This is a genomic window from Curtobacterium guangdongense (assembly GCF_049341845.1).
GTDB lineage: Bacteria > Actinomycetota > Actinomycetes > Actinomycetales > Microbacteriaceae > Curtobacterium > Curtobacterium guangdongense.
On sequence record NZ_JBMPIT010000006.1, the window covers coordinates 226,868 to 250,975 of the forward strand.

General features: G+C 71.8%; 22 protein-coding genes, 1 pseudogene and 1 riboswitch. Of the genes and pseudogenes, 7 read left to right on the forward strand and 16 right to left on the reverse strand.

What is annotated here, in order from left to right:
• Window positions 1–20: 20 nt before the first annotated feature.
• Window positions 21–995 carry a carbohydrate kinase family protein gene (locus ACO0E1_RS11330; protein WP_422874270.1) on the reverse strand — a complete coding sequence of 325 codons (975 nt, stop codon included), beginning with the start codon at window positions 993–995 and terminating at the stop codon, window positions 21–23.
• 154 nt (window positions 996–1,149) lie between these two features.
• On the opposite strand from ACO0E1_RS11330, the gene ACO0E1_RS11335 reads away from it, so the two are divergent.
• A complete protein-coding gene (locus ACO0E1_RS11335; RefSeq protein WP_422874271.1) occupies window positions 1,150–1,725 on the forward strand; it encodes a hypothetical protein in 576 nt (191 codons plus the stop codon).
• Between the two features lie 70 nt (window positions 1,726–1,795).
• Here the strand turns inward: ACO0E1_RS11335 and ACO0E1_RS11340 are convergent, their stop codons facing one another.
• From ACO0E1_RS11340 to ACO0E1_RS11360, 5 genes are all read right to left on the reverse strand, one after another.
• Window positions 1,796–2,410, reverse strand: coding sequence for a superoxide dismutase (locus ACO0E1_RS11340; protein ID WP_402729535.1), 615 nt, complete (start codon window positions 2,408–2,410; stop codon window positions 1,796–1,798).
• Between the two features lie 45 nt (window positions 2,411–2,455).
• On the reverse strand, window positions 2,456–2,980 hold the full coding sequence (locus ACO0E1_RS11345) for a flavin reductase family protein (RefSeq protein WP_422874272.1): 525 nt from the start codon (window positions 2,978–2,980) through the stop codon (window positions 2,456–2,458).
• 320 nt (window positions 2,981–3,300) lie between these two features.
• Entirely contained in the window at window positions 3,301–4,824 is a 1,524-nt protein-coding gene (locus tag ACO0E1_RS11350; protein ID WP_422874273.1) for an MFS transporter, read from the reverse strand.
• 180 nt (window positions 4,825–5,004) lie between these two features.
• A complete protein-coding gene (locus ACO0E1_RS11355) occupies window positions 5,005–6,036 on the reverse strand; it encodes a LacI family DNA-binding transcriptional regulator (RefSeq protein WP_422874274.1) in 1,032 nt (343 codons plus the stop codon).
• Window positions 6,015–8,057 carry an aldo/keto reductase gene (locus ACO0E1_RS11360; protein WP_422874275.1) on the reverse strand — a complete coding sequence of 681 codons (2,043 nt, stop codon included), beginning with the start codon at window positions 8,055–8,057 and terminating at the stop codon, window positions 6,015–6,017. Before ACO0E1_RS11360 ends, ACO0E1_RS11355 begins: the two co-directional genes overlap by 22 nt.
• A 186-nt stretch (window positions 8,058–8,243) precedes the next feature.
• On the opposite strand from ACO0E1_RS11360, the gene ACO0E1_RS11365 reads away from it, so the two are divergent.
• The 5 genes from ACO0E1_RS11365 (at window position 8,244) to ACO0E1_RS11385 (ending at window position 12,395) form a co-directional block, all read left to right on the forward strand.
• On the forward strand, window positions 8,244–9,545 hold the full coding sequence (locus ACO0E1_RS11365) for an ABC transporter substrate-binding protein (protein WP_422874276.1): 1,302 nt from the start codon (window positions 8,244–8,246) through the stop codon (window positions 9,543–9,545).
• The gene (locus ACO0E1_RS11370) at window positions 9,542–10,582 is read left to right on the forward strand and encodes a carbohydrate ABC transporter permease (RefSeq protein ID WP_422874277.1); all 1,041 of its coding nucleotides are present in this window, start codon (window positions 9,542–9,544) and stop codon (window positions 10,580–10,582) included. Before ACO0E1_RS11365 ends, ACO0E1_RS11370 begins: the two co-directional genes overlap by 4 nt.
• On the forward strand, window positions 10,579–11,490 hold the full coding sequence (locus ACO0E1_RS11375) for a carbohydrate ABC transporter permease (RefSeq protein WP_422874278.1): 912 nt from the start codon (window positions 10,579–10,581) through the stop codon (window positions 11,488–11,490). Before ACO0E1_RS11370 ends, ACO0E1_RS11375 begins: the two co-directional genes overlap by 4 nt.
• A gap of 119 nt (window positions 11,491–11,609) precedes the next feature.
• The gene (locus ACO0E1_RS11380; protein WP_281265182.1) at window positions 11,610–12,158 is read left to right on the forward strand and encodes a TetR/AcrR family transcriptional regulator; all 549 of its coding nucleotides are present in this window, start codon (window positions 11,610–11,612) and stop codon (window positions 12,156–12,158) included.
• Between the two features lie 66 nt (window positions 12,159–12,224).
• Window positions 12,225–12,395 (forward strand): hypothetical protein, encoded by a 171-nt coding sequence (locus ACO0E1_RS11385; protein ID WP_281265183.1) that lies wholly within the window; start codon window positions 12,225–12,227, stop codon window positions 12,393–12,395.
• Window positions 12,396–12,606: 211 nt separating this feature from the next.
• Here ACO0E1_RS11385 and ribH read toward each other — a convergent pair whose 3' ends face one another.
• The 7 genes and pseudogenes from ribH to ACO0E1_RS11420 all read right to left on the reverse strand — a co-directional run bounded on the left by ribH (window position 12,607) and on the right by ACO0E1_RS11420 (window position 21,968).
• Window positions 12,607–13,095: a 6,7-dimethyl-8-ribityllumazine synthase gene (ribH, locus tag ACO0E1_RS11390; RefSeq protein ID WP_422874279.1), complete on the reverse strand. Its 489-nt coding sequence runs from the start codon at window positions 13,093–13,095 to the stop codon at window positions 12,607–12,609.
• 17 nt (window positions 13,096–13,112) lie between these two features.
• Window positions 13,113–13,796, reverse strand: a pseudogene (gene ribB, locus ACO0E1_RS11395) (3,4-dihydroxy-2-butanone-4-phosphate synthase); the annotation flags it as partial.
• A complete protein-coding gene (locus tag ACO0E1_RS11400) occupies window positions 13,796–14,446 on the reverse strand; it encodes a riboflavin synthase (RefSeq protein WP_422874280.1) in 651 nt (216 codons plus the stop codon). The pseudogene ribB and the gene ACO0E1_RS11400, both read right to left, overlap by 1 nt.
• A 91-nt stretch (window positions 14,447–14,537) precedes the next feature.
• A riboswitch (FMN riboswitch) is annotated at window positions 14,538–14,672 on the reverse strand.
• Between the two features lie 118 nt (window positions 14,673–14,790).
• A complete protein-coding gene (locus tag ACO0E1_RS11405; protein ID WP_422874281.1) occupies window positions 14,791–17,259 on the reverse strand; it encodes a bifunctional lysylphosphatidylglycerol flippase/synthetase MprF in 2,469 nt (822 codons plus the stop codon).
• Entirely contained in the window at window positions 17,256–18,599 is a 1,344-nt protein-coding gene (locus ACO0E1_RS11410) for an alpha/beta hydrolase (RefSeq protein WP_422874282.1), read from the reverse strand. Before ACO0E1_RS11410 ends, ACO0E1_RS11405 begins: the two co-directional genes overlap by 4 nt.
• Before the next feature lie 175 nt (window positions 18,600–18,774).
• Entirely contained in the window at window positions 18,775–20,568 is a 1,794-nt protein-coding gene (locus ACO0E1_RS11415) for a beta strand repeat-containing protein (protein WP_422874283.1), read from the reverse strand.
• A gap of 83 nt (window positions 20,569–20,651) precedes the next feature.
• The gene (locus ACO0E1_RS11420) at window positions 20,652–21,968 is read right to left on the reverse strand and encodes a hypothetical protein (protein WP_422874284.1); all 1,317 of its coding nucleotides are present in this window, start codon (window positions 21,966–21,968) and stop codon (window positions 20,652–20,654) included.
• A gap of 110 nt (window positions 21,969–22,078) precedes the next feature.
• On the opposite strand from ACO0E1_RS11420, the gene ACO0E1_RS11425 reads away from it, so the two are divergent.
• Window positions 22,079–22,510, forward strand: coding sequence for a GNAT family N-acetyltransferase (locus ACO0E1_RS11425; RefSeq protein ID WP_422874285.1), 432 nt, complete (start codon window positions 22,079–22,081; stop codon window positions 22,508–22,510).
• Between the two features lie 27 nt (window positions 22,511–22,537).
• Here ACO0E1_RS11425 and ACO0E1_RS11430 read toward each other — a convergent pair whose 3' ends face one another.
• From ACO0E1_RS11430 to ACO0E1_RS11440, 3 genes are all read right to left on the reverse strand, one after another.
• Window positions 22,538–23,065 carry an Lrp/AsnC family transcriptional regulator gene (locus ACO0E1_RS11430; protein WP_422874286.1) on the reverse strand — a complete coding sequence of 176 codons (528 nt, stop codon included), beginning with the start codon at window positions 23,063–23,065 and terminating at the stop codon, window positions 22,538–22,540.
• A gap of 109 nt (window positions 23,066–23,174) precedes the next feature.
• Window positions 23,175–23,681, reverse strand: coding sequence for a hypothetical protein (locus ACO0E1_RS11435; protein ID WP_281265192.1), 507 nt, complete (start codon window positions 23,679–23,681; stop codon window positions 23,175–23,177).
• Window positions 23,682–23,700: 19 nt separating this feature from the next.
• A complete protein-coding gene (locus ACO0E1_RS11440; protein ID WP_281265193.1) occupies window positions 23,701–24,087 on the reverse strand; it encodes a DUF5997 family protein in 387 nt (128 codons plus the stop codon).
• Between the last annotated feature and the right edge of the window lie 21 nt (window positions 24,088–24,108).

The following is a 24,108-nucleotide window of genomic DNA, read 5'->3' on the forward strand; positions in this document are numbered from 1 at the left end:
GCGGCCGCCGAGTCACTCGGTCACACCGGCGGGCGTCCCCCGACGAAGCCGACGGCGCGGGCTGCCACGCGGGTGCCCTCGCGTGCGGCCGCACCGACACGCACCGGATCGGTCGCCCACGCACGGATGAACCCCGCCGCGAACGCGTCACCCGCACCGATCCCGTCGACCACCGTGGCCGGCGTCGCCGGGACCCGCTGCGGGGTGCGCCCGGGACGCCCGACCAGCACGCCGTCGACTCCGAGCGTCACCACGACCAACGGGACGTGGCGGGTGAGCACGCGCACGGCGTCTTCCGGCCCGTCCGCTCCGGTGAGTTCGAGCGCCTCGGCACGGTTCGGGATGATGAGGTCGACGCCGCGCACCGCCGCGAGGAACGCAGGACCGCCGACCAGGCGCACGGCCGCGACCGAGGACGGGTCGAGCGAGACCCGTGCGGCGCCGGTGCGTGCCCGGGCGACCAGGTCCACGAGGCGGTCCGTTCCGCCGGACCCGAGCATCGCTTCTCCGGTCAGGTGGACGATGTCGGCGCGTGCGACGAGTTCGATCGGCACGTCGGCGGCGGAGAGCAGGGCGCTCGCGGCCCCGTCCGTCATCGACGTCCTGCCGCGCTGTCCTCGGACCGAGACGAGCGCACCGGTCGACGTGCGGGCGTCGTACCGGATGTGCGGTCGGACGCCGGCGTCCTCGAGCGCGCGCTCGTGCCGGTAGACGTCGTCGACGCCGACCCGACCCACCATGTCGACCTCGGCACCGAGCCACCCGAGCCACGTCGCGGTCGCGCCAGCAGCCCCGGCGGGGCGGTGTCGGATCACCGCAGCGGAGTCGTGGTCGCCGACCGCCGCCGCCCGGGTCTGGACGAGCACCCCGTCGAGCAGGTCGCCCACCACCAGGAACCGCTTCCCGACGCCGCGACGGCGCCCACCGACCCGGCCTCCATCGCTGGCCCTGGCGGCGCTCGGAGCGGCCCCGGAGGGCTCGGGCGGTGATGACATCGCACTCAGTGTACGTGAAGGCGAGTAAATCTCCACTTTGCCGACGTTTTCCTTGCGTGCGCTATCAAAACTTTCAGCACAATGTCGAGCTCCGCCGCTAATATACATCTGGGTCGCATTCCAGCGGCCCGCTGAGACCACCGCCGGAGACGACATGCCGCGCAAGCCAGACCCGACCCTGAAGCCCGCCATCGTGCGCAAGGTCGCGCTGCACCTGCAGGACACCAAGATCGAAGACGTGTCGGTGCGCAGCCTCGGGCGCGTGCTCGGCACCAGCGCGTACCCGATCGTGTACCACTTCGGCACGCGCGAGGCCCTGATCGACGCGGTCGTGGAGCACCTCGCGGCAGCGACGGCCGACATCGTGCTCGACCCGGACGCCGACGACCTCGCACTCGCGTCCTACCTGGTGCAGGTGTTCGGCGGCCTCGACGACCCGGAGCGCTCCCTGGCCGCACGGCTCACCTTCGAACGCGGAGCCGTCGAGTCGCTCGACGGCCGCGTCCACGAGCGATCGGTGCACCGGGCGCAGATCGCGTCGATCGCCGGCTGGTGCCGAGCGCACGGCTACGGGGAACACGATGCCGACCATGCGGCACAGGCGGCGGTGCACCTCGCGCGCGGCATCCAGTGGGGCGCGATCGTGGACCGCGAACACGCCGATCCCGACACGGCCCTCCGCGACCTCGCGCACCGGCTCGTCGCCGGCGCGACCCTGACCTCGGCCTGACGCGACCCCGCGACGGACGGGAGGCACGATGCCAGCTGGCACCGTGCCTCCCGTCCGTTCTGCCGTCAGATCAGAGCGTGACGAAGCGCTGCGACTTCGCGTTCGCGAAGCGAGCCGCGACGTTCTCCCAGTCGACGATGTTCCACACGGCCTTGACGTAGTCCGCCTTGACGTTGAGGTAGTCGAGGTAGAACGCGTGCTCCCACATGTCGAGCATGAAGATCGGGACGAGACCGAAGGGCACGTTCGCCTGCTGGTCGAACAGCTGGAACGTGGTCAGCTTCTGGCCGACGGTGTCCCAGGCGAGGACGGACCAGCCGGAGCCCTGGATGCCGGTCGCGACGGCGGTGAACTGGGCCTGGAACTTCTCGAAGGAGCCGAAGAACTCGTCGATGGCTGCAGCGAGCTCGCCCTCGGGGACCTTCGTGTCCGGGCCGAGGTTGGTCCAGAAGATCGAGTGGTTGACGTGACCGCCGAGGTTGAAGGCGAGGTCCTTCTCGAGCTTGTTGATCGCCCCGAGGTTGCCCGACTCGCGCGCTTCCGCGATCTGCTCGAGCGCGGTGTTCGCACCCGTGACGTAGGTCTGGTGGTGCTTGTCGTGGTGCAGCTGCATGATCTTGCCGCTGATGTGCGGCTCGAGTGCGGCGTAGTCGTACGGCAGCTCCGGCAGGGTGTACTCAGCCATGTGAGTTCCTTTCGATCAGTGGATGGGCGGATGGTGCTCCGCGGCTCACGAGAGCCGGGAACGATCGGTGAGGGAGTGGAATTCCCGGTTGTGGTAGACCAGCGGTTCGCCCCGCTCGTCCCCGATGACGATGTCGAGCACCTCGGCGACGACGACGGTCGAACTGCCGATCGGGGTCGTGGAGAGCGGTCGGCACCGCAGTGCGGACGCGGCGGAGGGCAGGTACCGGTCACCCGACGGGAGCGTGCCCCAGATCGGGTCGTCGGCCGCAGGACTGCCGGTCGACGCGAAGCGCCTCGCCAGGGCCACGCCGTGCGAGTCCATGAGGTGGACCACGAACACCGGAGCCCCGAGGACGGCGCCGGCCGAGCCCGAGTTCGTCGAGAGCGAGAACACCAGGACGGGTGGGTCGATCGCCACACTCGCGACGCTGGACGCGGTGAGGCCGGTCGGTCCGTCCGGCCCCTCTGCGGTGATGACGGCGACACCCGCGGGGTGACCACGGAAGGCCGACTTGTAGGCGTCCGCGATGTTCGACGGGACGGCGTTCGCCGGAGCTGCTTCGGGCATGGGAGTCGTTGGTTCGTTCCTCGTTCGGATCGGTGCGGCTCGCCCCTCGGCGGCCACGTCCCAACGTATGACCTCAACCATGGTTGAGGTCAACGATTCCCAGGTTCCACGTATCCCGGGCGCGCCGGATGACGCCCCGTGACGCCGTTGCGCGCCCGCCGGCGCCTTCCCCCGCCCGCCCGCGCCCTACCGCGCCCGCCTACGGACGCGATCGAGGGAACAGAAGACGTCGGGTCCGCGGGCCGGACCCGACGTTTTCTGCTCCCTCGATCCGGAGCGCGCGCAGCGCGCAGCGCAGCGCGCGGCGCGCGGGCGCGCGCTCAGCGGCGGCGGAGCATCACGACGGCACCCGCGGCGGCGACGACCATCAGCACGGCGGCGACGCCGGCCGTGATCGTGACGCCGGAGTCGAACGCGGCCCGCGCCGACTCGAGGAGCACCTGCCCCGCCGACCCGCCGAGGTCGGCAGCCGCCGACACCGCGCCGCCGAGGGTCTCCTGCGCCGCGATGTGCGCCGACGAGGACAGTCCGTCGGGGACCACCACGTGTGCTCGGTAGGTCGTCGCCAGGATCGTCCCGAGCACCGCCGTCCCGAGCACCGCACCGATCTCGTACGCGGTCTCGGAGAGCGCCGATGCGGCACCAGCCTTGTCCGCAGGCGCCGTGGAGATGATGAGGTCGTTCGTGACCGTCTCCGACGCGCCGATCCCGATGCCCAGCAGCACGAACGCGAACGCCAGCGCGACGATCGACGCGTGGTGCCCGAGCACGGCGACCATGGCGTACGCGGCCGCCGAGAACAGCAGTGCGACGGCGACGACCCACCGCGGGGCCACCCGGCCGACGATCGGCACGACGACGAGTCCCGCGACGATCGTGAGCACCGAGCCCGGGATGAGCACGACCCCGGACGTGAAGGGGTCGAGCCCGGCGACGAGCTGCAGGTGCTGCGCGATGAAGAACAGGAACCCGGTCAGCGAGAACATCGCCGCCATGTTCATGAGCACGCTGCCGGTGAACGCCGTGCTGCGGAACAGCCGGAGGTCGAGCATCGGCGTGTGGGAGCGCAGCTGCCGGCGGACGAACGCGATGCCGCACAGCACCCCGACGCCGAGCATCGCGATCGCGAGCCCGCGTTCCTCGACGTGCACGACGGACTTGATGGCCCAGGCGATCGGCGCGAGCGTGCCGAGCGACAGCAGCATGCTGAGGACGTCGACCGGACCGGGGTTGCGGTCCTTCGACTCCGGCACGCAGAACGCCACGCCGACGAGCATCAGCACGAGGATCGGCACCGCGACGAGGAACACGCTCCCCCAGTGGAAGTGCGCGAGCAGCGCCCCACCGACGAGCGGACCGAGCGCGTTGCCCGCGGCGAACATCGTCGACCACACGGCGAGCGCCATCCGTCGTTCGGTGGCGTCGGTGAACACGTTGCGGATGATCGACAGCGTGGCCGGCATGAGCATGGCGCCGAACACACCCATCGCGATCCGGGCGGCGACGAGCATCCAGGCGTCGGTGGCGAACGCGGCCGCGACGGACATCGCCGCGAAGCCGGAGGCGCCGATGACCAGGATCCGTCGGCGGCCGATGCGGTCGCCGACACTGCCCATCACGACGAGGAGCCCGGCGAGGACGAGCGGGTACGCGTCGACGATCCAGAGCTGCGTGGTGGCGTCGGGGTCCAGCGCGCGCGCGATCGACGGCAGGGCGAAGCTCAGGATGGTGTTGTCGACCGAGATCAGCAGGACCGGCAGCATGAGCACGGCGAGCGCCAGGAACCGTCGCGGGCGGCTGGTGGTGACCCGCGTGGCGATGGGACTGGTGAGGAGTGCGGACATGGTGGTGCTCCACGGACTTCGAGGGTGGTGCCCCGGGCGCGGAAGTCGTCACGCCGCCCGGCAAGACCCCTTTACTGTACCGTCTGGACGGGTATGTTGCAAATACAACCAACAGGCGGACTGGAGGCTCGTGGCGGGCCCGCCACGAGCCTCCAGTCCGGCGTCCGGTCGCCCCGGTACCTAGGCCGACTCGCGGAGCAGCAACCGGTGGCGCACGCTGCGCTGCACCGCGGTGCCGGAGCGCGGCAGGTCACCGGCGAGCATGCCGAGGGCGAGGTCGAGCGCCTCGCGCGCGACCGCGTCGAGGTCGACCGCGAGCGTCGTGAGGGTCGGCGACACGAGCCCGCCGAGCGGGAGCCCGTCCACCCCGACCACGCGGACGTCACCGGGGACGTCGACGCCCGCACGGCGGCAGGCCTGCAGCACACCGAGGGCCATCACGTCGTTGAAGGCGATGATCGCGTCGAGCCGACGCTTCCGCCCGAGGATGCGCACGGTCTCCTCCGCCCCGCACTCGGCCGTGCCGTGCGGTGCGTGGACGACCTCCGGCAGGTAGCCGCGTCGACGCAGGGCGTCCAGCATGAGCACACCCCGGACGCTCGTGTCGTCCGGCGAGGAGTTGTCGAGCACCACGGGGTGGCGCACCCCTGTGGCGACGAGGTGATCGGCGAGGACTTCGATGCCGTCAGCGGGGTCGATCCAGACCGCCGCCGTCGGCGGGTCCGTCATCGGGTCGAGTTCCACCATCGGGACCGAGCCGAGCAGGTCGTTCCAGCGCTCGCGACGGGAGCCGAAGTACCCGATGACCACGTCCGTCTGCGCGCCGAGCGCCGTCACCATGCGGTCGGGGTCGCTCGCCAGGTCGACGTCGGCGAGCATGACGTTCCACCCCTGCTCGGCGGCGAGCTGGAACACCGACGCCGCGAGCTGCGGCGTGTACGGGTTCCTGAGGTCGTTCACCACGAGGCCGAGCTGGTGGTCCCCACCCGTGACGAGCCCGCGGCCGAAGCGCGACGGGCGGTAGTGGAGCTGCTCGGCGACCGCGAGCACCCGCTCCTTGGTCGCCGCGCTGATCCCGGACATGCCGTTCATCGCCCGCGTGACCGTCTGCCGGGACACCCCGGCGGCCGCGGCGACGTCGATGATCGTCGCGCGGCCGCCAGGTGCCGGGACCGGTTCGGTGGCGTCGGTCAGTCGCGGAGGTCCAGCCATGCCACCTGTTCGGGAGTGAGGTCGACGGAGAGGCCGGTCATGGACGACCGGGCTTCCGCGATCGTACGCGGTCCGAAGAGCGGGAACGTCGGGAACGGCTGGTTCAGGACGTACGCGAGGGCGATCGCGGTCGCCGGGACCCCGAACTGCTCACCGAGCTCGCGGGCGCGGCGCAGTCGCTCGAAGTTCTCGTCCGAGTAGTAGCAGCGCACGAGCTCGGCGTCGCTGGTGTCCTCGGGGGTCGCGCGTCCCGTGAAGAACCCGCGGGCCTGGGACGACCACGGCAGCAGGGGCACCTGGCGCTCCGCCAGCCACTCCTTCGACGCGGCGTCGGTCGCGTGGCGGCAGCCGGCCCACGGCACGTCGTACGCCTCGGCGAGTCCGAAGTGGTTGCTGAGCACCTCGAACTCGTGCTTGCCGTTCGCGCGGGCGTAGGCGTTCGCCTCGTCGAACCGGGCGAGGCTCCAGTTCGATCCGCCGTACACGCGGATGCGGCCGGCGCGACGGTGCTCGTCGAGGACGTCGACGAACTCCCCCACGGGGATGTCCTCGTTGTCGCGGTGCATCATGTAGATGTCCGCGTAGTCGGTGCCCTGGCGCTCGAGGCTCTCGAATAGCTGGCGGCTGAGGGACTCGGGGTCGCAGTACGGCGTGTGCGCCCCCTTCGTGATGACGACCACGTCCTCGCGGAGTCCCCGGTTCTGGATCCACTTGCCGAGCCGGCCCTCGAGCACGCCGCCGCCGTAGATGTACCCGGTGTCGAAGACGTTGCCGCCCTGCTCGACGAAGAGGTCGAAGATCGCGCTGGCGTGCGCCAGGTCCGGCTGGTTGTCGACGCCCATGACCAGGCGCGACAGGCGCTTGCCGACGCCGGGGATCTCGCCGTACTGCATCGGGTTGTCCGCCTGCACCGTCAGCGGGCGGCCGCTCACGGTGGGGATGTCGGCGGTCTCGGCCTCGAACGGGTAGCGCAGCCCGATCGCCGCGCGCCACTTGTCGAGGGTCCTGGCGGTGGCGAGGGACTCGTCGAGCGTGTACTCGGGGACATCGACGCGTCCGGCGGCCAGGGCAGCGGTGGTCGCGTCGGCCTCGAGCGCGTACGGCTTCGCGCCGCCGAACGACAGGGTCCTGGGGTCCTCGTCGACGGTGCGGATCTCGATCGTCGGGTCCTCCCCGAGGGTCCACGGGTCGGTCAGCGTGATCTTCCCGCTCGTGCCGTGGATCGTCACCGCGTTGTCGTCCTGCACGCGGACGCCGGTGCGGACGTCGGCGGTGATGCCGCCCCGGTAGGTGAGCTGCGCCGTGGTCCACTCGTCGACCCCGGTCGGGCCGAGCGTCCCCGTGGCGGTGAGCTCGGTCGGCTCGGCGACGGCCACACCGGTCGCGGCCTGCACGATCGCGGCGGCCATCGTCACCGGGTAGCCGCCGACGTCGAGGATCCCGCCACCGGCGGTGTCGACGTCGAACAGTCGACCGCTGCGGGACCCGGCACGGAACGCGAACGACGCGTCGATGTGCGTGACGTCACCGATCGCCTTCTGCCGGACCAGCTCGAGGAGTGCGGCGGTCTGCGGGTGGAAGCGGTACATGTACGCCTCGACCAGGGGCAGTCCGGCCTGGCGGGCGGCGTCGGCGAGCGCCATCGCGGTGCCGTGGTTCGGCGCGAGGGGCTTCTCGCACAGGACCGCCTTGCCGGCGGCGAGCGCCGCGAGGACGAGGCGGGCGTGCCCGGTGTGCACGGTCGAGACGTAGACGGCGTGCACGCGCGGGTCGGCGAGGACCTCGTCGTACGTCGCCGCGGTGACCTCGGCGAAGCCGTGTCCGACGGCCTCGTCCGCGAAGGCCTGCGCCCGCTCGGCGGAGGAGCTGCCGGCCGCGACGAGGGTGGCGCCCGCTTCGCTCGCCGACAGCTGGGAGAGGAACCGGCGGGCGATGCCACCCGGGCCGAGCACCGCCCAGCCGGGGGTGTCGTCGGTCGCGGCGGTCGGGGTGCCGGTGGTGGTCGCGGTCTGCGCTGACATGCGGATCCTGTTCGTCTCGTGAACCTTCACGGTCGCCTCGACGCTAACGCGCCGGGCCCCTTCCCGCAATGCAATCGATGCTTGACACGGCGTGTCGGGCGGAGCATGCTCTGACCCAATTCGTGAGCGTTCACGGTCGATCGCTCACGGACTCCCCGATCTCAACGACGAGAGCAGGCATCCCCCGTGACAGCAGCACCATCGACCAGTCTCAGCCGGCGGGGGTTCCTCGCCGGCGCCGGCGCACTCGGCGCCGCAGCGCTCCTTGCCGGGTGTTCCACCGGCACTGCCATCTCGAAGGACCCCGACGAGCTCGTCCTCTGGTACTGGAACCGGTCGCTCGACCCGAAGTTCCTGAAGCAGGCGGCAGGGGGCATCGACGGACACCGGCCGATGCGCCTCCGCCCCGACCTCATCGGCGGCGCGTCCTACGACACGAAGTTCCGGACGGCACTGGCGGGCAACGCGTTCATCCCCGACGTCCTCATGGTGAACTCGAACTGCTGGCTGTACTTCCCCGACGAGGACTTGTTCACCGACTTCGACGACCACGGCGGCGCCGCGAAGCAGTCCGAGTACTACGACTGGAAGCGCGCCCTCGGCACCACCCCGAGCGGCCGGCAGTGCTTCTGGCCCGTCGACACCGGACCGACCGCGTTCTTCTACCGGCAGGACGTGCTCGCGAAGGCCGGGCTGCCGACCGACCCGGACGAGGTCTCGGCGTCGATCAGCACGTGGGACGACTTCCGGACGTTCGGGTCGACCCTCCGGAAGAAGGCCGACGTGGCCACGGTCATCACGGCCAACCAGCTGTTCAACCAGTACGTGTACGCCAGCCCCACCCGGTACTTCGACCGTGACGACCAGCCCGTCTTCGAGCAGGACGACAGCAGCATCCGGAAGGCGTGGGAGAACGCCGTCGCGTGCGCGAAGTCCGGCGTGACCGGGAACCTGCAATCCGGCACCGACCAGAACGCCGGATGGGTGTCCGGCCGCGTGGCGGGGCAGATCGAGGGCGCGTGGTGGACCCAGGTGATCCACGACACCGCGCCGGACTCATCGGGGAAGTGGCGGATGGCCAGGCAGCCGGAACGCCCCGGCAACAGCGGCGGCTCGTTCCTCGCCGTCCCGGAGACGTCGAAGGACCCGGCGGCCGCGGTGGCGTTCGCGCAGTGGATCACCTCCCCCGAGGTGCAGTCGCACACCTATAACGACATCCAGCTCTTCCCGTCCACGCCCGGTTCGTTCGACAACGGGCTGATGCGGAAGCCGGGTGACTTCTTCGGCGACCAGGACCCGCTGTCGTTCTTCAGTGACACCGCGATGGACGTCCCGGTCACCTACATCTCGAACAACGAGCGCTTCATCGGCGCCTTCGCGACCGAGATCACCAACGTCGAGGCAGCGGGCAAGGACCCGGACCGGGCCTGGCAGGACGCCGTCGACCAGACGAACCGGGTCCTCGAGAAGCGCGGGGTCACGGCATGAGCACCAAGCAGGCACCGCCCACGACGAGCATCCCCGCCGTCGTCGGGACGCCCACCGCGTCGATCACGACCGCGGCCACCGGCAAGCGGTTCGGCTTCCGTCGGTTCTGGCCGCAGTACGTCGCGATCGCGCCCTTCTACGTCCTGTTCCTGGTGTTCGGGCTGTTCCCGATCGTGTTCTCGATCGTGCTGTCCTTCACCGACTGGGACGGCATCGGCAGCCCCACGTGGGTCGGCTTCGCGCAGTACCAGTACCTGCTCGGCGACCCGCGGTTCTGGAACGCCGTCGGCAACACGTTCCTCATCTGGATCATGTCGACGATCCCGATGCTCTTCCTCGCCCTCGTGCTGGCGTTCCTGCTGCACGGCAACATCCGGGCGAAGGGCTTCTACCGGGTGGCGTTCTTCATCCCGAACGTCACGAGCATGGTCGCGATGGCGATCGTGTTCGGCTCGGTCTTCTCGGACGGCTTCGGACTCGTGAACGCCGCGATGCGTGCACTCGGCGCCGACCCCGTCGGGTGGCTGTCGTCGTACTGGGGCATCAAGATCACGATCTCCGTCATGGTGATCTGGCGGTGGACCGGCTACAACGCGATCATCTACCTCGCCGGGCTGCAGTCGATCCCGACCGAGCTGTACGACGCCGCCAAGGTCGACGGTGCGAACACGTGGCAGATCTTCTCGAGGATCACCGTCCCGATGCTCCGGCCGGTCATCCTCTTCACCCTGATCACGTCGACGATCGGCGGGCTCGGGCTCTTCACGGAGCCGCAGATCCTGTTCAACGGCGGCGCGGTCGGTGGTCCCGACGAGGCCGGCATGACGATCGTGCTGTACCAGTACGAACAGGCGTTCAACCAGTTCGACTTCGGGTACGGCTCGGCGATCGCCTGGGTGCTGTTCATCTTCTCCGTGGTGTTCGCGATCATCAACTGGCGCCTGCTCAGTGAACGCGACGGCCTGAAGACCCCCAGGCGGCTGCGCACGGCGCGCACCGTCACCGTCCGCACCACGAAGAAGGGCGTCGACGCATGACCGCCACCGAGGCCACGACCACGAACACCGCCGCCGCGCTCGGTCGCCCCGGCGCCGCCGAGACCGACCACCGCCACGGGTTCCGTCGCGGCTGGCTCGGGACGCTCGTCACGCACCTGTGCCTGGTCGTCGGGGTCCTGCTGTCGATCTTCCCGTTCTACTGGCTGCTCGTGATGTCGACGTCGACGAACGCCGAGATCTTCGGGTACCCGCCGTCGCTGTGGTTCGGGGACAACGCGTTCGCGAACATCGCGAGCGTGTTCGGCAGCGTCGACATGCTCCGGGCGCTCCTCAACACCGTGATCGTGGCCGGTGGCACGGCGGTCCTCGTCATGCTGTTCGACTCGCTGGCGGCGTTCGCGTTCGCGAAGTACGAGTTCCCGTTCAAACGCGCGCTGTTCACGGTGATGCTCGCCACCTTCCTGGTGCCCGGGAGCCTGTCCCTCGTCCCGAGCTTCGTGCTCATGGCGAAGCTCGGCTGGATCGGTGGCCTGCAGGCGCTCATCATCCCCGGCGCCGCGAACGCGTTCGGCATCTTCCTGCTGCGGCAGTTCGCGACGACGTCGATCCCGAACGAGCTCATCGACTCCGCCCGGGTGGACGGTGCCGGGTTCTTCCGGACGTGGTGGTCGGTCGGCGTGCCGATGCTCCGCGGCGGGCTGGCGTTCCTCGGGATCTTCACGTTCATCACCGCGTGGAACGACTACGTCTGGCCGCTCATCGTGCTGATCGACCCGAAGGGGCAGACCCTGCAGGTCGCCCTCGCCGGCCTGAGCTCGGTGAACGCGACCGACCTCGGCGCCGTGATGGCCGGCGCGGTGATCAGCGTGTTCCCGCTGATCGGGGTGTTCATCATCGGGTCACGGCACTTCATCGCGAACATCGCAGCAGGTGCCTTGAAGGGCTGAGGGCAGGGCGGCGGCGCGTGTACCGCGTCGCTGCCCTGTACTGCCGAGACTCCCCTCTATGGCAAGTGCCCTCGGATGTGCGCTGCACCGTGTCCTCGACGCCTCCTAGACTCACTGCCATGGCAAGTGCTCGCGACCGTGTCCTCGACAGCTTCGTCGCCATCGTGTGCGAGGAAGGCGAGCGCACCGCCACCCTCGACGCGGTCGCCGCGCGCGCCGGCGTCTCGAAGGGCGGACTGCTCTACCACTTCGGCTCGAAGGCCGCGCTGGTGGAGGGCCTCTGCGACCGGCTCGCCGACCTCTCCGCCGTCGACGTCGACCGCATGCGCGAAGCCGAGGACGGCCCCGCCCGCTACTTCGTCCGCAACTGCCAGTACGTCGGCAGCGAGCTCGACCTCGCCCTCCTCGCCGCGAGCCGACTGCAGCAGGCCGGGTACGAAGAGGCCGGCCGCACCCTCGACGAGACCGAGAACGCCTGGCTCGCCACGCTCGTCGACGCGCTCGGGGACGTCCCGACGGCGCAGGCGATCAAGCTGATGGGCGACGGGCTGTACCACGCCGCGTCGCTCGGCGCCGCGAGCGACGGCCGCCCCGACCGCGCATCGGTCGAGATGGAGCCGCTGCTCGTCGTCGTCGACCGTCTGGTGTCCACGAAACCCGTGGCGTGAACCAGCACGCCCCGACCTGGGGATAGACTGGGTCCGATCCACCCGCCTGATTCCGGAGGTACCACTGTGGGCCGCGTCATCGCCGCTGTTTTCTCGATCCTGCTCCTGCTGGTGTCGATGTACCTGTTCGGCGTCGCGTTCCAGGTGAGCTCGGGTCAGGCATTCGTGTTCATGGGCGGCATCCTGCTCATGTGCATCTCGTTCTTCCTGCCGATCCACGTGTTCGGCAAGCGGTAGTCACACACCGCACGACAACGGGCCCCGCACCTCCTCGGTGCGGGGCCCGTTCTTCGTTCCCATGACGCTCGCCGTGGAAAGCAGGAACGCGCGTAGGAGGACGGAAGAACTCGCCTCCTACGCGCGATTCGGTCACCTCCGCGCGATTCGGTCACCTCCGCGCGATTCGGTCACCTCCGCGCGATTCGGCAGCCGGGAGGCTCGGTGCGGGTCAGGCGGGGACGGTCGCGGCGCGCAGGCTCCGCAGCACCACGGCCGTCGAGATCGCGGCGTGCGCCGCCTCGGCACCCTTGTCCTCCTTCGAGCCGGGCAGCCCTGCTCGGTCGATGCCCTGCTGCTCGTCGTCGAGGGTGAGCACGCCGAAGCCGACGGGCTTGCCGGTCTCGATCGCGACGCGGGTGAGTCCGCTCGTCGCCGCGTCGGACACGTACTCGAAGTGCGGCGTCCCCCCGCGGATGATCACGCCGAGGGCGACCGCCGCGTCGAAACCGCTCTCGAGGGCCGCCTTCGCGACGACGGGCAGCTCGAAGCTCCCGGGGACGGGCAGCACGGTGGCGTCGGCGCCGAGACGCTCCACCTCGCGCTGGGCCCCGGCGAGGAGTCCCGCCGCGATCGTGTCGTGCCACTGCCCGGCGACGATCGCCACCCGGATGCCGCTGCCGTCGACCTGGTCGCGGTCCGCCGCGCCTGCTCCGCTCATCGTGTCGTTCCTTCCGTGGGCGCGGCGTCCGCCGCTGCCCGGTCAGCCGCGTCCAGCCACTCGGCGAGTGCGGCGATGGTGATGACGGGCACGCCCTCGCGCGCCCCCAGTTCGACGAGGCGCGGCAACCGCATCATGCTGCCGTCCTCGTCGACGATCTCGCAGATCGCCGCCGCGGGCCGCAAGCCCGCCGCGGTGACCAGGTCGATCGCTGCCTCGGTGTGCCCGGCGCGCTCGCGCACCCCACCGGGACGCGCGCGCAACGGCACGACGTGCCCTGGTCGGTGCAGGTCGCCGCGGACCGATGCCGGGTCGGCGAGCACCCGGAGCGTCCGGGCACGGTCGTGGGCGCTGATCCCGGTCGTGACCCCGACGGCCGCGTCGACCGTCACGGTGTAGGCGGTCCCACGGACGTCCTCGTTGTGGGCGACCATCGGCGGGAGGTCGAGCGTGTCCGCGATCGCGGCGCTGACCGGCGCGCAGATGAACCCGGACGAGTGCGCCACGGTCCAGGCGATCCACTCCGGCGACGCGAGCTCGGCGGACAGGATGACGTCGCCCTCGTTCTCGCGGGACTCGTCGTCCGCGACGATCACCGGCCGACCGGCCGCGATGGCGGCGACGGCGTCCTCGATCGTCGACAACCCGGCCACGCGCCCTGGTGCCGCCGCGTCGACGACGTGCGGTGTCTCCGTGACCATCACCGTGCCTCCAGTACGGGTTCCTGCGACTGCGCGGCGGCATCGAGCCGGAGCATGCGGCGGACGTGCCGGGCGAGGACGTCGGTCTCGACGTTGACCCGGTCGCCGGGGACCCGGTCGCCGAGCGTCGTGGCGGTGAGGGTCTCGGGGATGAGACTGACCTCGAACCAGGCGTCAGCCGGGTCGGTCGTCTCCGGGGAGACGGCGCTGACGGTGAGCGAGACGCCGTCGAGCGCGATCGAGCCCTTGTCGACGACGAGTGGGCTGAGCTCGGGCGTCAGGGCGAACCGGACGCGGCGCCACCCGTCGCCGTCCACGGTCTCGAGCACCGTCGCGGTGCCGTCGACGTGGCCCTGCACGATGTGGCCACCGAGCCGGTCGCCGACGGAGGCCGCTCGCTCGAGGTTCACCGGGTCACCGACCCGCAGCGACCCGTGTGCGCTCATGTCGAGCGTCTGCTTCATGACGAAGGCGGTGAACGTCTCCGGGGTCTGCTCGACGACGGTCAGGCAGACGCCGCTCGTCGCGATCGAGTCGCCGTGTCGTGCGTCGGCGACGACGAGCGGGCCGCGGATCGTGAGCGCGACGGAGTCGCCCTGGGGGTCGACGGCGGTGACGGTGCCGAGTTCCTCGATGATGCCGGTGAACACTGGTGTCCTCTCAACGGGACTCCGGGGGCGTTCGACGATCGTCGGCATCGACGGACCCGTGCGCCCACGCAGGGTGGTCGCGTCGTGTCCGCCAGCGCGCCTCCCATCCGGACTCTCACCGTCGGTCCCGGAGTTTCACCGGGTCAACATCAGGCGGGTTCGCACCCGTCGTCAGTTCGTGGACTGTCACCACCGGTTCGGAATTACACCGACCCCGGAGCGCTTGCGTACCCCGAACGATACCCCAGCCGTGTGGGCGTCGCATCGACGCCGGTCACACGCCGTCACGTCGTCGTGGGGTTCGTGGCTCGTCAGCCGCGGCCGCGCGCGATTGCGAGGGCTCGTCAGCCGCGACCGCGCGCGAGTGCGACGGCCTGTCGGAGCGAGAGGTCGGGCAGGTACGCGCGGACCACGGCGACCCCGATGGCCGGCAGCGCCACCGGATCCGGGTACGCGAGCGCGAGCGGGTGCAGGTCCGGGCCGAACTTCTGCTTGAACCGCAGGAGCGATCGGAAACCGTAGACGGGTTCCAGGACACCGCCGACGAGTTCGAGGAGGTTCTGTCCGCCTTCGGGGGCGGGGCCGCCGGCGCTGGCGAGCGGCGCGGCGGAGAGGCTGAGCCGTTCGGCGCCGTCCTCCCGCATCCGCTCGGCCGCGCTCGCGACCAGGAACTCCATCACGCCGTTCGGGGCTGCTGCGGTGCGGCGCATCACGTCGAGGGTCCATCCGACGACGCGCCCTTCGCGGAACGACGGCAGCCAGCTCGTGACGGCGAGGACCGTCCCCTCGGCGTCCTGCGCGACGAGCGTGCGGACGGCGGGGTCGCGCATCTCGTCGATCCCACCGAGCGTGAACCCCATCTCCGGGAGCTCGCGCTCCGCGACCCACTCCTCCGAGATCGCCTCGATCTGACGGGTCGTGGTCGCGGGGAGCTCGTCCCAGCTCGCCCACGTGGCCGTCACGCCCTCGCGGGCGGCCTTGTTCACCGAGGTCCTGACGTCCTGCTTCCGCTTGCCGCTCGTCGTCCAGGTCCGCGGGTCGAAGTCGGCGTCCTCGGCGACCGGCAGCGTCCCCCAGCCGACGGCGGTCAGCGTCCCGGCGACCTCCGCGTCCACGCCGTAGAACACCGGCGTCCACCCGTTGTCGTCGCAGTACCGCGCGAAGTCGGTCAGCGCGGCCGACCGGGCGTCCGGGTACCCGAACGGTCCGCCGACGGTGACCGCGACGCCGCCGTTGCGCCGGAACGCGACACCGGCCCGACCGTCCGCGGCGAACCAGTACGCGTTGCCGCGCCAGGTCGTCATCCACCCGAAGGTGTCGCCGCCGCCCGCGACGAGCAGCGCGCGGGCACGCTCCCGGTCGCGGTGGACCTCGTCGGAGTCCGCGTCGGGTCGTGCGGCACCGGTCGGACCGATCGCCGCGATGGCGACGACGAGCCAGAGCACCGGGCCGGCGAGGCCGAGCGACAGGCGGAGCGCCGGGTCGAGACTCGGCAGGTGGTCCCAGAACGTGGTCGGGGCGATCGGGCCGAGCGCCGCCACGACAACGCGCAAGGGGTCGTGGACCCGGTTCGGCGACGCGTCGGTGACGACCAGCAGCACCGTGACGATCACCGCCGCGGCGACGAGCACGGCCGCGACGAACCCGACGGTGCGGCGGCGAGACGGCAGCACGGTGAACGACCGACGGAGCACGACGAGGACGACCGCGGTGGCCAGCGGGACCGCGATGGACGCGAGGATCGAGAGCGTCACGACGAACTGGTCCTCAGAGCCGTGCAGGCGCTCCACCCGACCGGGGACCGCGCCGTAGGTGACCGCCGCAGCGAGCGCGGTCACCACGTCGACCGCGACCACGAGCCACACCGCGAAGCGGCTGCCGCGGAACAACCCGAGGCCGCCGACGACCAGGACGAGGAGCGGCGGCACCGCGAGCAGCACCGTCCACGGATCGGCCGCGTGGTAGGCCAGGAGCCGCCGGAGGCACTCCCCCGCGACGCCGTCCGCGCGGCACCCGGACACCGGGGTGACCGGGCCGGCCCCGACGACGGCGGCGATCGGCGCGAGGATCCCGACCCGGGCGCGCGAGACGAGCGCGATGACCGGCCCCACGGCGGACACCAGGACGACGGTCCCGAGCAGGACGCGTGTCTCTCGGTGCGAACTCCGCACCCACCCGGTGCGCTTCGGCGTGTCCCGGAGCAGCTCACCGAGCATCCACCCGGCTGCAGCCGCGAGCACGGCGTACAGGTCGGAAGCGTGCCCGGCGTAGAGGAACAGGGCCGCGACGACCGCGAGGGCGTTGACGCGGATCCGCCGGCGCCACAGCGGGCCGGCGAACGCGCTCGCGGTGACGATCGTGCCGACCACGGCGGTCCACGGGTCGAACGCGGTCGCACGCCCGAGGAGGAGCGGACCGGCTCCGCGGCCGTCGAGGTCGACGAAGGCGCTGAGCGCGCCGACCCCGGTGCCGACCACCGTCGTCACGACGAACGCGACGGCGGTCCGCCACGAGCCCATCAGCCGTTCCGAGGCGCCGACGAGGACGACCACGCCCGCGATGGTCAGGACCAGGGCGACGAACCCGGTCGAGGCGGCGAACACGCGGAAGGGCCCGAGCGCCGCGGCGCCGGACGCTGCGTGGTGGACGCGCATCGCGATGCCGATGGCGGAGGTGAGCACGACGAGCAGCACGACGACGCTCGTGACCGGGTACCGCCGGACGAGGCCGACGACGCCGCGACCCGCGCGGGACAGCCGGGCGCGCACGGGCGCGACACGCTCCTCGTCGAGGACGCGACCCCCGCCGCTCACAGCGACCCTCGCATCGACGGCAGCCCGAGGTGCGCGACCACCGCCGGCAACCCGTTCGCGAGGACGTACCGCACGGTGTTCCAGTCGTGCGCCGATCCGGGCGACACGATGACCGACGTCTGCATGCCCGCCTGCACCGCCGCATTGCGGAGCGCGGTGGTCGACGCGCGGTACGGAGCGTCGTCCTGCCCGAACCCGAAGACGGTGAGGTGGTCGTGGTACGGAGCGTTCCGCCGCATGGTGGCGATCGGCGCTGCAGCCTCGTAGGCCGACCGGGAGCCCCCGAAGCCGACGCGGACCGTGTTCGCGAGCGACCCGTTCTTCACGGTCAGCTCACTCGAGATGGCGAGCGCCGTGCCGAACACCCCGGGGTGTTCGGCGGAGAACTGCATCGCGCAGGTCGCGCCCTGGGAGAAGCCGGTGATGCCCCACGCGTCGGGTGTCGACGCCACGTCCAGGTGGTCGGTGATCCAGCGGACCGTGTCCGTCATCACGTACGTCGCGCTCCTCCCCAGGCGGCGGGAGTCGACGCACATCGGGTTGCGGTTCGGCGCCCCGAGCTGGTCGGGCGACACGACGATCGGCGCCAGGCCGTGGTGTGCCGCCGCGTAGCGGTCGAGGTACCCGCCGAGGTTGCCGGTCTGGAACATGTCGGACGGCTGACCCGGTTGCCCGGACAGCGCGATCAGCACCGGCAGCGTCGGCGGGTGCGCCGTCTGGGCGGCCGGCGGGAGCCAGACGACCGCCTTCCGAGCCCGGAAGTGCGAGACCGTCGCGGGGATCCGCACCGACAGTGTCCGTCCGGACTTCGGCATGTTCGCGGGGGCGGTCCACCGTGCCGCATCGACGACCGGGGTCCCGGCAGCCACCGCGTGCTGGTGGCCGAGCGACCCCGACGGGTAGGGGTTGGTGGTGATCGCCTGCTGGATCGTCCGGTAGGCGCCGAAGTCGACGTTCACGCCGAGCCCGGACGCCAGGAGGACGGCGGCGGCTGCGGCGACCGCGACGGTGCGACGCCCCCAGCCGCCCTGCACCAGGACGACGAGGCACATCAGGACGGCAGCGCACGCGAACGCGATCCACATCCGGGTGACCGGCGTGAACGCGACGCCGAACTCGTCCTTGACGTCGCCGAACCACCACACGAGCACGAGCCCGACCGCAGCACCCACCACGAGCGCCACCACGCGGACGAGCAGCCGACGTCCTCGACCGCCCGCGCGCGCGCTGCGACGGAACGGACCGATCAGCGCCCAGGCGGTCAGCAGCGCTGCCACCACGTCGACCGGGATGAGGACGTCGGGCCGGACGATCGGCACGCGCAGCAGTTCGTTGAACACGTGTTCATCGTCCCGCGCCTCGGCTCGCCCGATGCTGTCGAACCGCTTCCGCTCCTCACAGCATCGGCATCACCCGCTTGCAGCAAGCACCCGACTTGTTCCCAGGAACACTCCTTCCCGCGGGCACGGTGCTGCGGGGCACCGGCGAACCGGTACCCCGCAACGCGGAGGGTGATCAGTGACGGCGCCGGAGGACGAGCGTCCCCGCACCCCCGATGAGCAGCATCAGCGCGATCCCCGCGGGCACGAGCTGCGAGGACGCGCCCGTGTACGCGAGCCCGGACTGCGTCGCCCAGGTGGTCGCTGCGCGGGCTGCCGTGGTGGAGACCGTCGCGACACCCGCGGTGGTGACCGCGGTGCCCGAGCCGCCCGTCGACACGGTGGTCACGGTGTCGCCCCCGGTCCCCGAGCCGTCGTCGCCGATCGGGGTCGTGACGCCGCCGGGCGTCGATCCGCCGTCGCCCGGGTCCGTGCCGTCACCGGGCGTGGTGCCGTCGCCGGGCGTCGTGCCGTCACCCGGGTCGGTGCCGTCGCCGGGGTCCGTGCCGCCGCCGGGCGTCGTGCCGCCGCCGGGCGTCGTGCCGCCGCCGGGCGTCGTGCCGCCGTCACCGGGGACCGTCGTGGTGCTGGTGCCGTCGCCGACCAGGCCGATGCCGTTCCCGCCAATGGTGATCGGCAGCGAGACCACCGGCGCGATCTGCGTCCCCGACAGGAGCCCGTCCGAGCCCGACGTGGAGCCGGCCGCGCCACCGGTCGTGCCGGTCGCGGTGCCTGCAGCCGGCACGGTCGTCGTCGTCCCGGTGCTGGTGCCGTCGCCGACGAGACCGATGCCGTTTCCGCCGATGGTGATCGGGAGCGAGACCACCGGGGTGACCTGCGTGCCCGAGGCGGTGCCGTCCGTGCCGTCGGTGACCGGGCCGGCGTTGGCGCTGCCGTCAGCCGTACCCGTTCCGCCGGTCGGCGCGGTGCCGGTCGGCGCGGTGCCGGCCGTGCTGGTGCCGTCACCGAGGAGACCGATGCCGTTGCCCGCGACGGTCACCGGCAGGGAGACGACCGGTGTCACCTGCGTTCCCGAGGCGATGCCGTCGGACCCGGAGGTCGTCGGAGCACCGGTCGAGCCGGTAGCCGGCGCACCGGCTGCCGGAGCCCCCGAGGCCGGCGTGGTCGAGGCCGGCGTGGTCGCCGATCCGGTGGACGAACCGTCTCCCACGACGGCGATCCCATTGCCGGAGACCGTCACGGGGATGGAGATCAGCGGCGCCACCTGGGTACCGGAGGCGGTCCCGTCGGCGCCGGAGGTCGAGCCCCCGGTCGATCCGCCGGAGGTCGCGCCGACCGGAGCCGCGGGTGTTGCCGTCGCCGAGGTCGACGCGGCGTCGCCACCGACCGCGATCGCGTTGCCGGTCACGTCGACCGGCGCGGCCACGTCACCCGCGACCTGTGTCCCCGAGGCGATCCCGTCCGACCCGGAGGTCGACGGTGCCGCGGGAGCCGCCGGCGCAGGTGCTGCGGCAGCCGGTGCCGCGGCGGGGGCTGGTGCGGCGGGGGCGGCCGGCACTGTGGTCGACGCTGCGTCGCCACCGACCGAGATCGCGTTGCCCGTCACGGCGACGGGCGCGCTCACGTCCGGCACGACCTGTGTCCCCGAGGCGATCCCGTCCGACCCGGAGGTCGACGGGGCCGCGGGAGCCGGGGCAGGCACCGCTGCCGACGCAGGGTCGACGGCCGGTGCCGCGGGAGCAGCGGGAACGGCCGGAGCCGGTGCGGCCGAGGACACCGCGTCGCCGAGCACCCCGATGGCGTTGCCGACTGCCGAGACGGGCGCGTCGATCGACGGCGCCACCTGGGTTCCTGAGACGGTGCCGTCCGTGCCGGAGGTCGTCGCCGCGTTCGCCGCGGTGGCCCCTCCGACCGTCAGCCCGCCGACGAAGAGGGCGAACCACAGCCCTCTCGAGACGTACTTGTTCATGGTCATCACTCCTGATCGAGATGTGTTCCCGACCGCGGTCGCGGTCGGTGGCGCGTCCTGCCTGACGGGCAGGTGCGCCGATCTCAATCAGGGGCGACGTCGTGGTCGCCGGTGAGCGACGCGGGAACGGCGTCGTCGGCGATGGTGCCGCGTGTCCCCGCGGCGAGGGGGTCCTGGTCGGCGTCCGCGCCGACCGTGCCGACGACACCGGCGCCGGCCGAGCCGACGGTCGTGGTGCCGCCGACGAGTCCTGATCCGGAATCGCCGAGGGGCGAGTCCTGGTGTCCGTGTCCGTCGGGGACGAGCAGTGCGCCACCGCCGATCGACGCGGTCGCGGGAGCGTCATGCGCGCCGGAGGATGCGGCGGGCGCGAGCACGGTGACGTCGTCCGCGGCCGGGGTGGCCTGCGCGACCACGACCGCAGGTGCCGCAGCGGCCCGAGCGGCCGCCTCACCCGACTGGTCGGCCACCGACGTCGAGGAACCTCCCACGGCGGGGACGCCGGCACCTGCCGGAAGCGAGGGGATCTGTGGGTGGGGCACCGAGCCTCCAGGCAGGGTGCCCCCACCGGTCCCGGGCGTGCCCGGAAGCACGTCCGGGACGGTTCCCACGGCGGTCCCGACGCCGCCGAGGGTGTCATCGACCAGCCCGCTGACCGGTGCGGTCACCGTGCCGAGCGTGTCGTCGCCGAGCAGCGAGCCCACGACGGGGACGGCGCCGACGACGTGGTCGAGGGTGCTGACGACCGTCGTGACCGGGCGTGCGTCGGTGAGTGCCTGCACGGTCCCGGTGACGGGACGGAGCACGGTGGCGACGGTGCCGGCGAGCGGACGGGAGGCACTGGTCGCCTCCGCAGGGTCGGCCGACGTGGTCGACGTGCCCGGCGCCGTCGTGGTGGTCGGCTCGGCCGGCTGCGATGCGGTCGGCTGGGTCGGAGTCGCCGGTCCGGGAGCCGTCGATGTGGCGGCCGGCTGCGGCGTGGACGGCTGCGCGGGGGTGCTCGACGGCGGTGCTGCCGGAGCGGGCGCTGTCGCCGGGGCGGGTGCCGCGGCCGGGGCTGGTGCCGATGCCGGTGCGGCGGGGGCAGGCGCGGCCTGGGCTGCGGGGACGACGGCCTGGTGCACGGGGTCCACGACGTCATCGAGGACCTGCCCGACACCACCGGCGACGCCGTGCACGGTGTCGCCGAGGCCCTGCACGAGCCCGCCGACGAGCCCCTGTTGAGCAGGCTGCGGCTGTGCTGGCTGGGTTTGGGCCGGCGGCGCTGGAACGCCTTCCGTGGCGGACGCCGAGTGCGCACCGAAGGTCAGCGAGAGCAGCACGGCGGCGGCGCTCACCCCGGTGCCCACGAGGGCGTACCGGATCGCAGCGTGCCAGGGTGCACGCAACGGCTTGTCCATGCGCTCACCTCCTGATCTGGCTGCGCACGTAGAGTGGTTGACCGGCACGTTACGCCCGATCGGGCGAACGCGCATCCCTTTTCCCAAGGAACCGTCAGGAACAGCTCGGCATGACCTCGATCTTCAGCGCCCCCACCCGCAACCTCGACATCGTCACGCTGCACGAGATCCTCCGGCTCCGCCAGGACGTCTTCGTCGTCGAGCAGGCGGCTGCCTACCCGGACATCGACGGCCGCGACCTCGAGCCGGGCACGATCCAGTTCTGGGCGGGCGAGGGCTCGGTCGACGCCACCCTGCGCCTGCTCCGCGAGCCCGACGGCACCGAGCGCATCGGGCGTGTGGCGACCGTGACGGCGGCTCGGGGCAGGGGCCTCGCCGGAGAGCTCATGGAGGCCGCGATCGCCGAGACGCGCTCCCCCGTCGTGTCGATCGACGCGCAGGAGCACCTCGAACAGTGGTACGGCCGGTTCGGGTTCGTCCGCTCCGGGGACCGGTTCCACGAGGACGGCATCCCGCACATCCCGATGACCCGCACGCGGTAGCGCGCCCGTCCTTCGCGCACTCGACGCTCAGGCGCGCCAGCGGCGGAGCTCGTCGTACGAACGGGCCTGGCGCACCCGGTCCGCGACCAGGCGCTCGAACACGATGTTCGTCTGCGTCGTCGCGACGGACGGGTCCCCGCTCAGCTCGTCCGCGACGAAGTCCCGCAGCTGCTCGGTCGACGTGCACGCGATGTGCACGAGGAAGTCCTTGTCCCCCGCGAGGAAGGACACGTCGAGCACGACGGGCACCCGGAGCAGGCGCTTCGCGAAGTCCCGGAGCTCGTGCCGTGCTGCCGCGTGCACCCGGACGGAGACCATCGCCTCGATCGAGAACCCCAGCCGAGCCACGTCGACGTCCGCTCGGTAGCCGCGGATGACCCCGGCGTCCTCGAGGGCACGGACCCGTGCGAGACACGTCGACGGCGCGATGCCCACCGCGGCGGCGAGCCGGTTGTTCGGGATCCGGGCATCGGCGGCGAGGGTCCAGAGGATGCGCTCGTCGACCTCGTCGAGGCGCGGGGCCGGGTCGGGTCGGCGGACTGGGCGATCGGACACAGCACCACCGTAACGCGGCCCTGCAGCGATCGAGGGAACAGAAATCGTCGAGTGCCGCGCGGGGACCCGACGATTTCTGTTCCCTCGATCACACGGCGCCCGCGTGGCGCTACATCGCCAGGGTCATGCCGATCACGGCGACCGTCATCGCGAAGACCTCGCCGCTGCGCACCGCACGACGGTCATCGCGCGCCCACTCGTACCGCAGGAGCCAGCCGCTGAACGCGCAGTACCCGATCACGCCGCCTCCGAGGACCGCCGACAGCGCGATCCCGTGCCCGGCGTGCGCGTCCGCGATCCCGGTCGCGTGCCCCATCAGGAGCATCCCCGCCATCACGACCGAGGAGAGCGCCCGGTGCACGTCCATCGGCTCGGCCCGGCGCCCGTCCGCCCGGCGACGACGCATCACCGGCAGCGGCGCGAGGAGCAGCAGCAGCGTCGCCGCGAGGAGCGTCCACACGGCCCCGGCGTGCACGACGGGCATCACCATCGCGACGAGCATCACCGCGGCGGGAACGATCACACCGGGGCGCGGACGGTACCGGTCCCCGACGATGCAGCACACCGAGGCGAACTGCGGCACGACGAGCATGGCGTCGGCGACGGTCTCGTGCACTGGTGGTCCCGGGTGGAGGTCAGTCCTGCTTCGCCGCGGCGCGCGCGGCGCGGTCCTGCTTCACGCGGGCGTTCTCGGCGTGCACGGCGGCCTGCGTGGCACGCTCCTGCACGAGCCACTCGGGCTTCTCGACGAGCAGGTCCTTGATCTGCGCGGTCGTCAGCGGCTCGTCGATGCCCGATCGGCCGAGACCGGAGATCGACACGCCGAGCTTCTGCGCGACGACGGGACGCGGGTGCGGGCCGTCGCGACGGAGTTCCTCGAGCCACGTCGGCGGCTCGGTCCGCAGTTCCTCGAAGGCGGTCCGCGTGACGGGCGCGTCGCGGAAGGACTCCGGAGCGGCCGACAGCAGGATGCCGAGCTTCTTCGCAGCCGTCTCGGGCTTCATCGTCTGTTCCTGCGCCATGGTGTCAAGGGTACGGCCCCT

What these genes read in the sequence shown, in the direction of transcription:
- ACO0E1_RS11330 (WP_422874270.1), bottom strand. Translation starts at nt 995, where the DNA reads ATGTCATCACCGCCCGAGCCCTCCGGGGCCGCTCCGAGCGCCGCCAGG.
- ACO0E1_RS11335 (WP_422874271.1), top strand. Translation starts at nt 1,150, where the DNA reads ATGCCGCGCAAGCCAGACCCGACCCTGAAGCCCGCCATCGTGCGCAAG.
- ACO0E1_RS11340 (WP_402729535.1), bottom strand. Translation starts at nt 2,410, where the DNA reads ATGGCTGAGTACACCCTGCCGGAGCTGCCGTACGACTACGCCGCACTC.
- ACO0E1_RS11345 (WP_422874272.1), bottom strand. Translation starts at nt 2,980, where the DNA reads ATGCCCGAAGCAGCTCCGGCGAACGCCGTCCCGTCGAACATCGCGGAC.
- ACO0E1_RS11350 (WP_422874273.1), bottom strand. Translation starts at nt 4,824, where the DNA reads ATGTCCGCACTCCTCACCAGTCCCATCGCCACGCGGGTCACCACCAGC.
- ACO0E1_RS11355 (WP_422874274.1), bottom strand. Translation starts at nt 6,036, where the DNA reads ATGGCTGGACCTCCGCGACTGACCGACGCCACCGAACCGGTCCCGGCA.
- ACO0E1_RS11360 (WP_422874275.1), bottom strand. Translation starts at nt 8,057, where the DNA reads ATGTCAGCGCAGACCGCGACCACCACCGGCACCCCGACCGCCGCGACC.
- ACO0E1_RS11370 (WP_422874277.1), top strand. Translation starts at nt 9,542, where the DNA reads ATGAGCACCAAGCAGGCACCGCCCACGACGAGCATCCCCGCCGTCGTC.
- ACO0E1_RS11375 (WP_422874278.1), top strand. Translation starts at nt 10,579, where the DNA reads ATGACCGCCACCGAGGCCACGACCACGAACACCGCCGCCGCGCTCGGT.
- ACO0E1_RS11380 (WP_281265182.1), top strand. Translation starts at nt 11,610, where the DNA reads ATGGCAAGTGCTCGCGACCGTGTCCTCGACAGCTTCGTCGCCATCGTG.
- ribH (WP_422874279.1), bottom strand. Translation starts at nt 13,095, where the DNA reads ATGAGCGGAGCAGGCGCGGCGGACCGCGACCAGGTCGACGGCAGCGGC.
- ACO0E1_RS11415 (WP_422874283.1), bottom strand. Translation starts at nt 20,568, where the DNA reads ATGAACAAGTACGTCTCGAGAGGGCTGTGGTTCGCCCTCTTCGTCGGC.
- ACO0E1_RS11420 (WP_422874284.1), bottom strand. Translation starts at nt 21,968, where the DNA reads ATGGACAAGCCGTTGCGTGCACCCTGGCACGCTGCGATCCGGTACGCC.
- ACO0E1_RS11425 (WP_422874285.1), top strand. Translation starts at nt 22,079, where the DNA reads ATGACCTCGATCTTCAGCGCCCCCACCCGCAACCTCGACATCGTCACG.
- ACO0E1_RS11440 (WP_281265193.1), bottom strand. Translation starts at nt 24,087, where the DNA reads ATGGCGCAGGAACAGACGATGAAGCCCGAGACGGCTGCGAAGAAGCTC.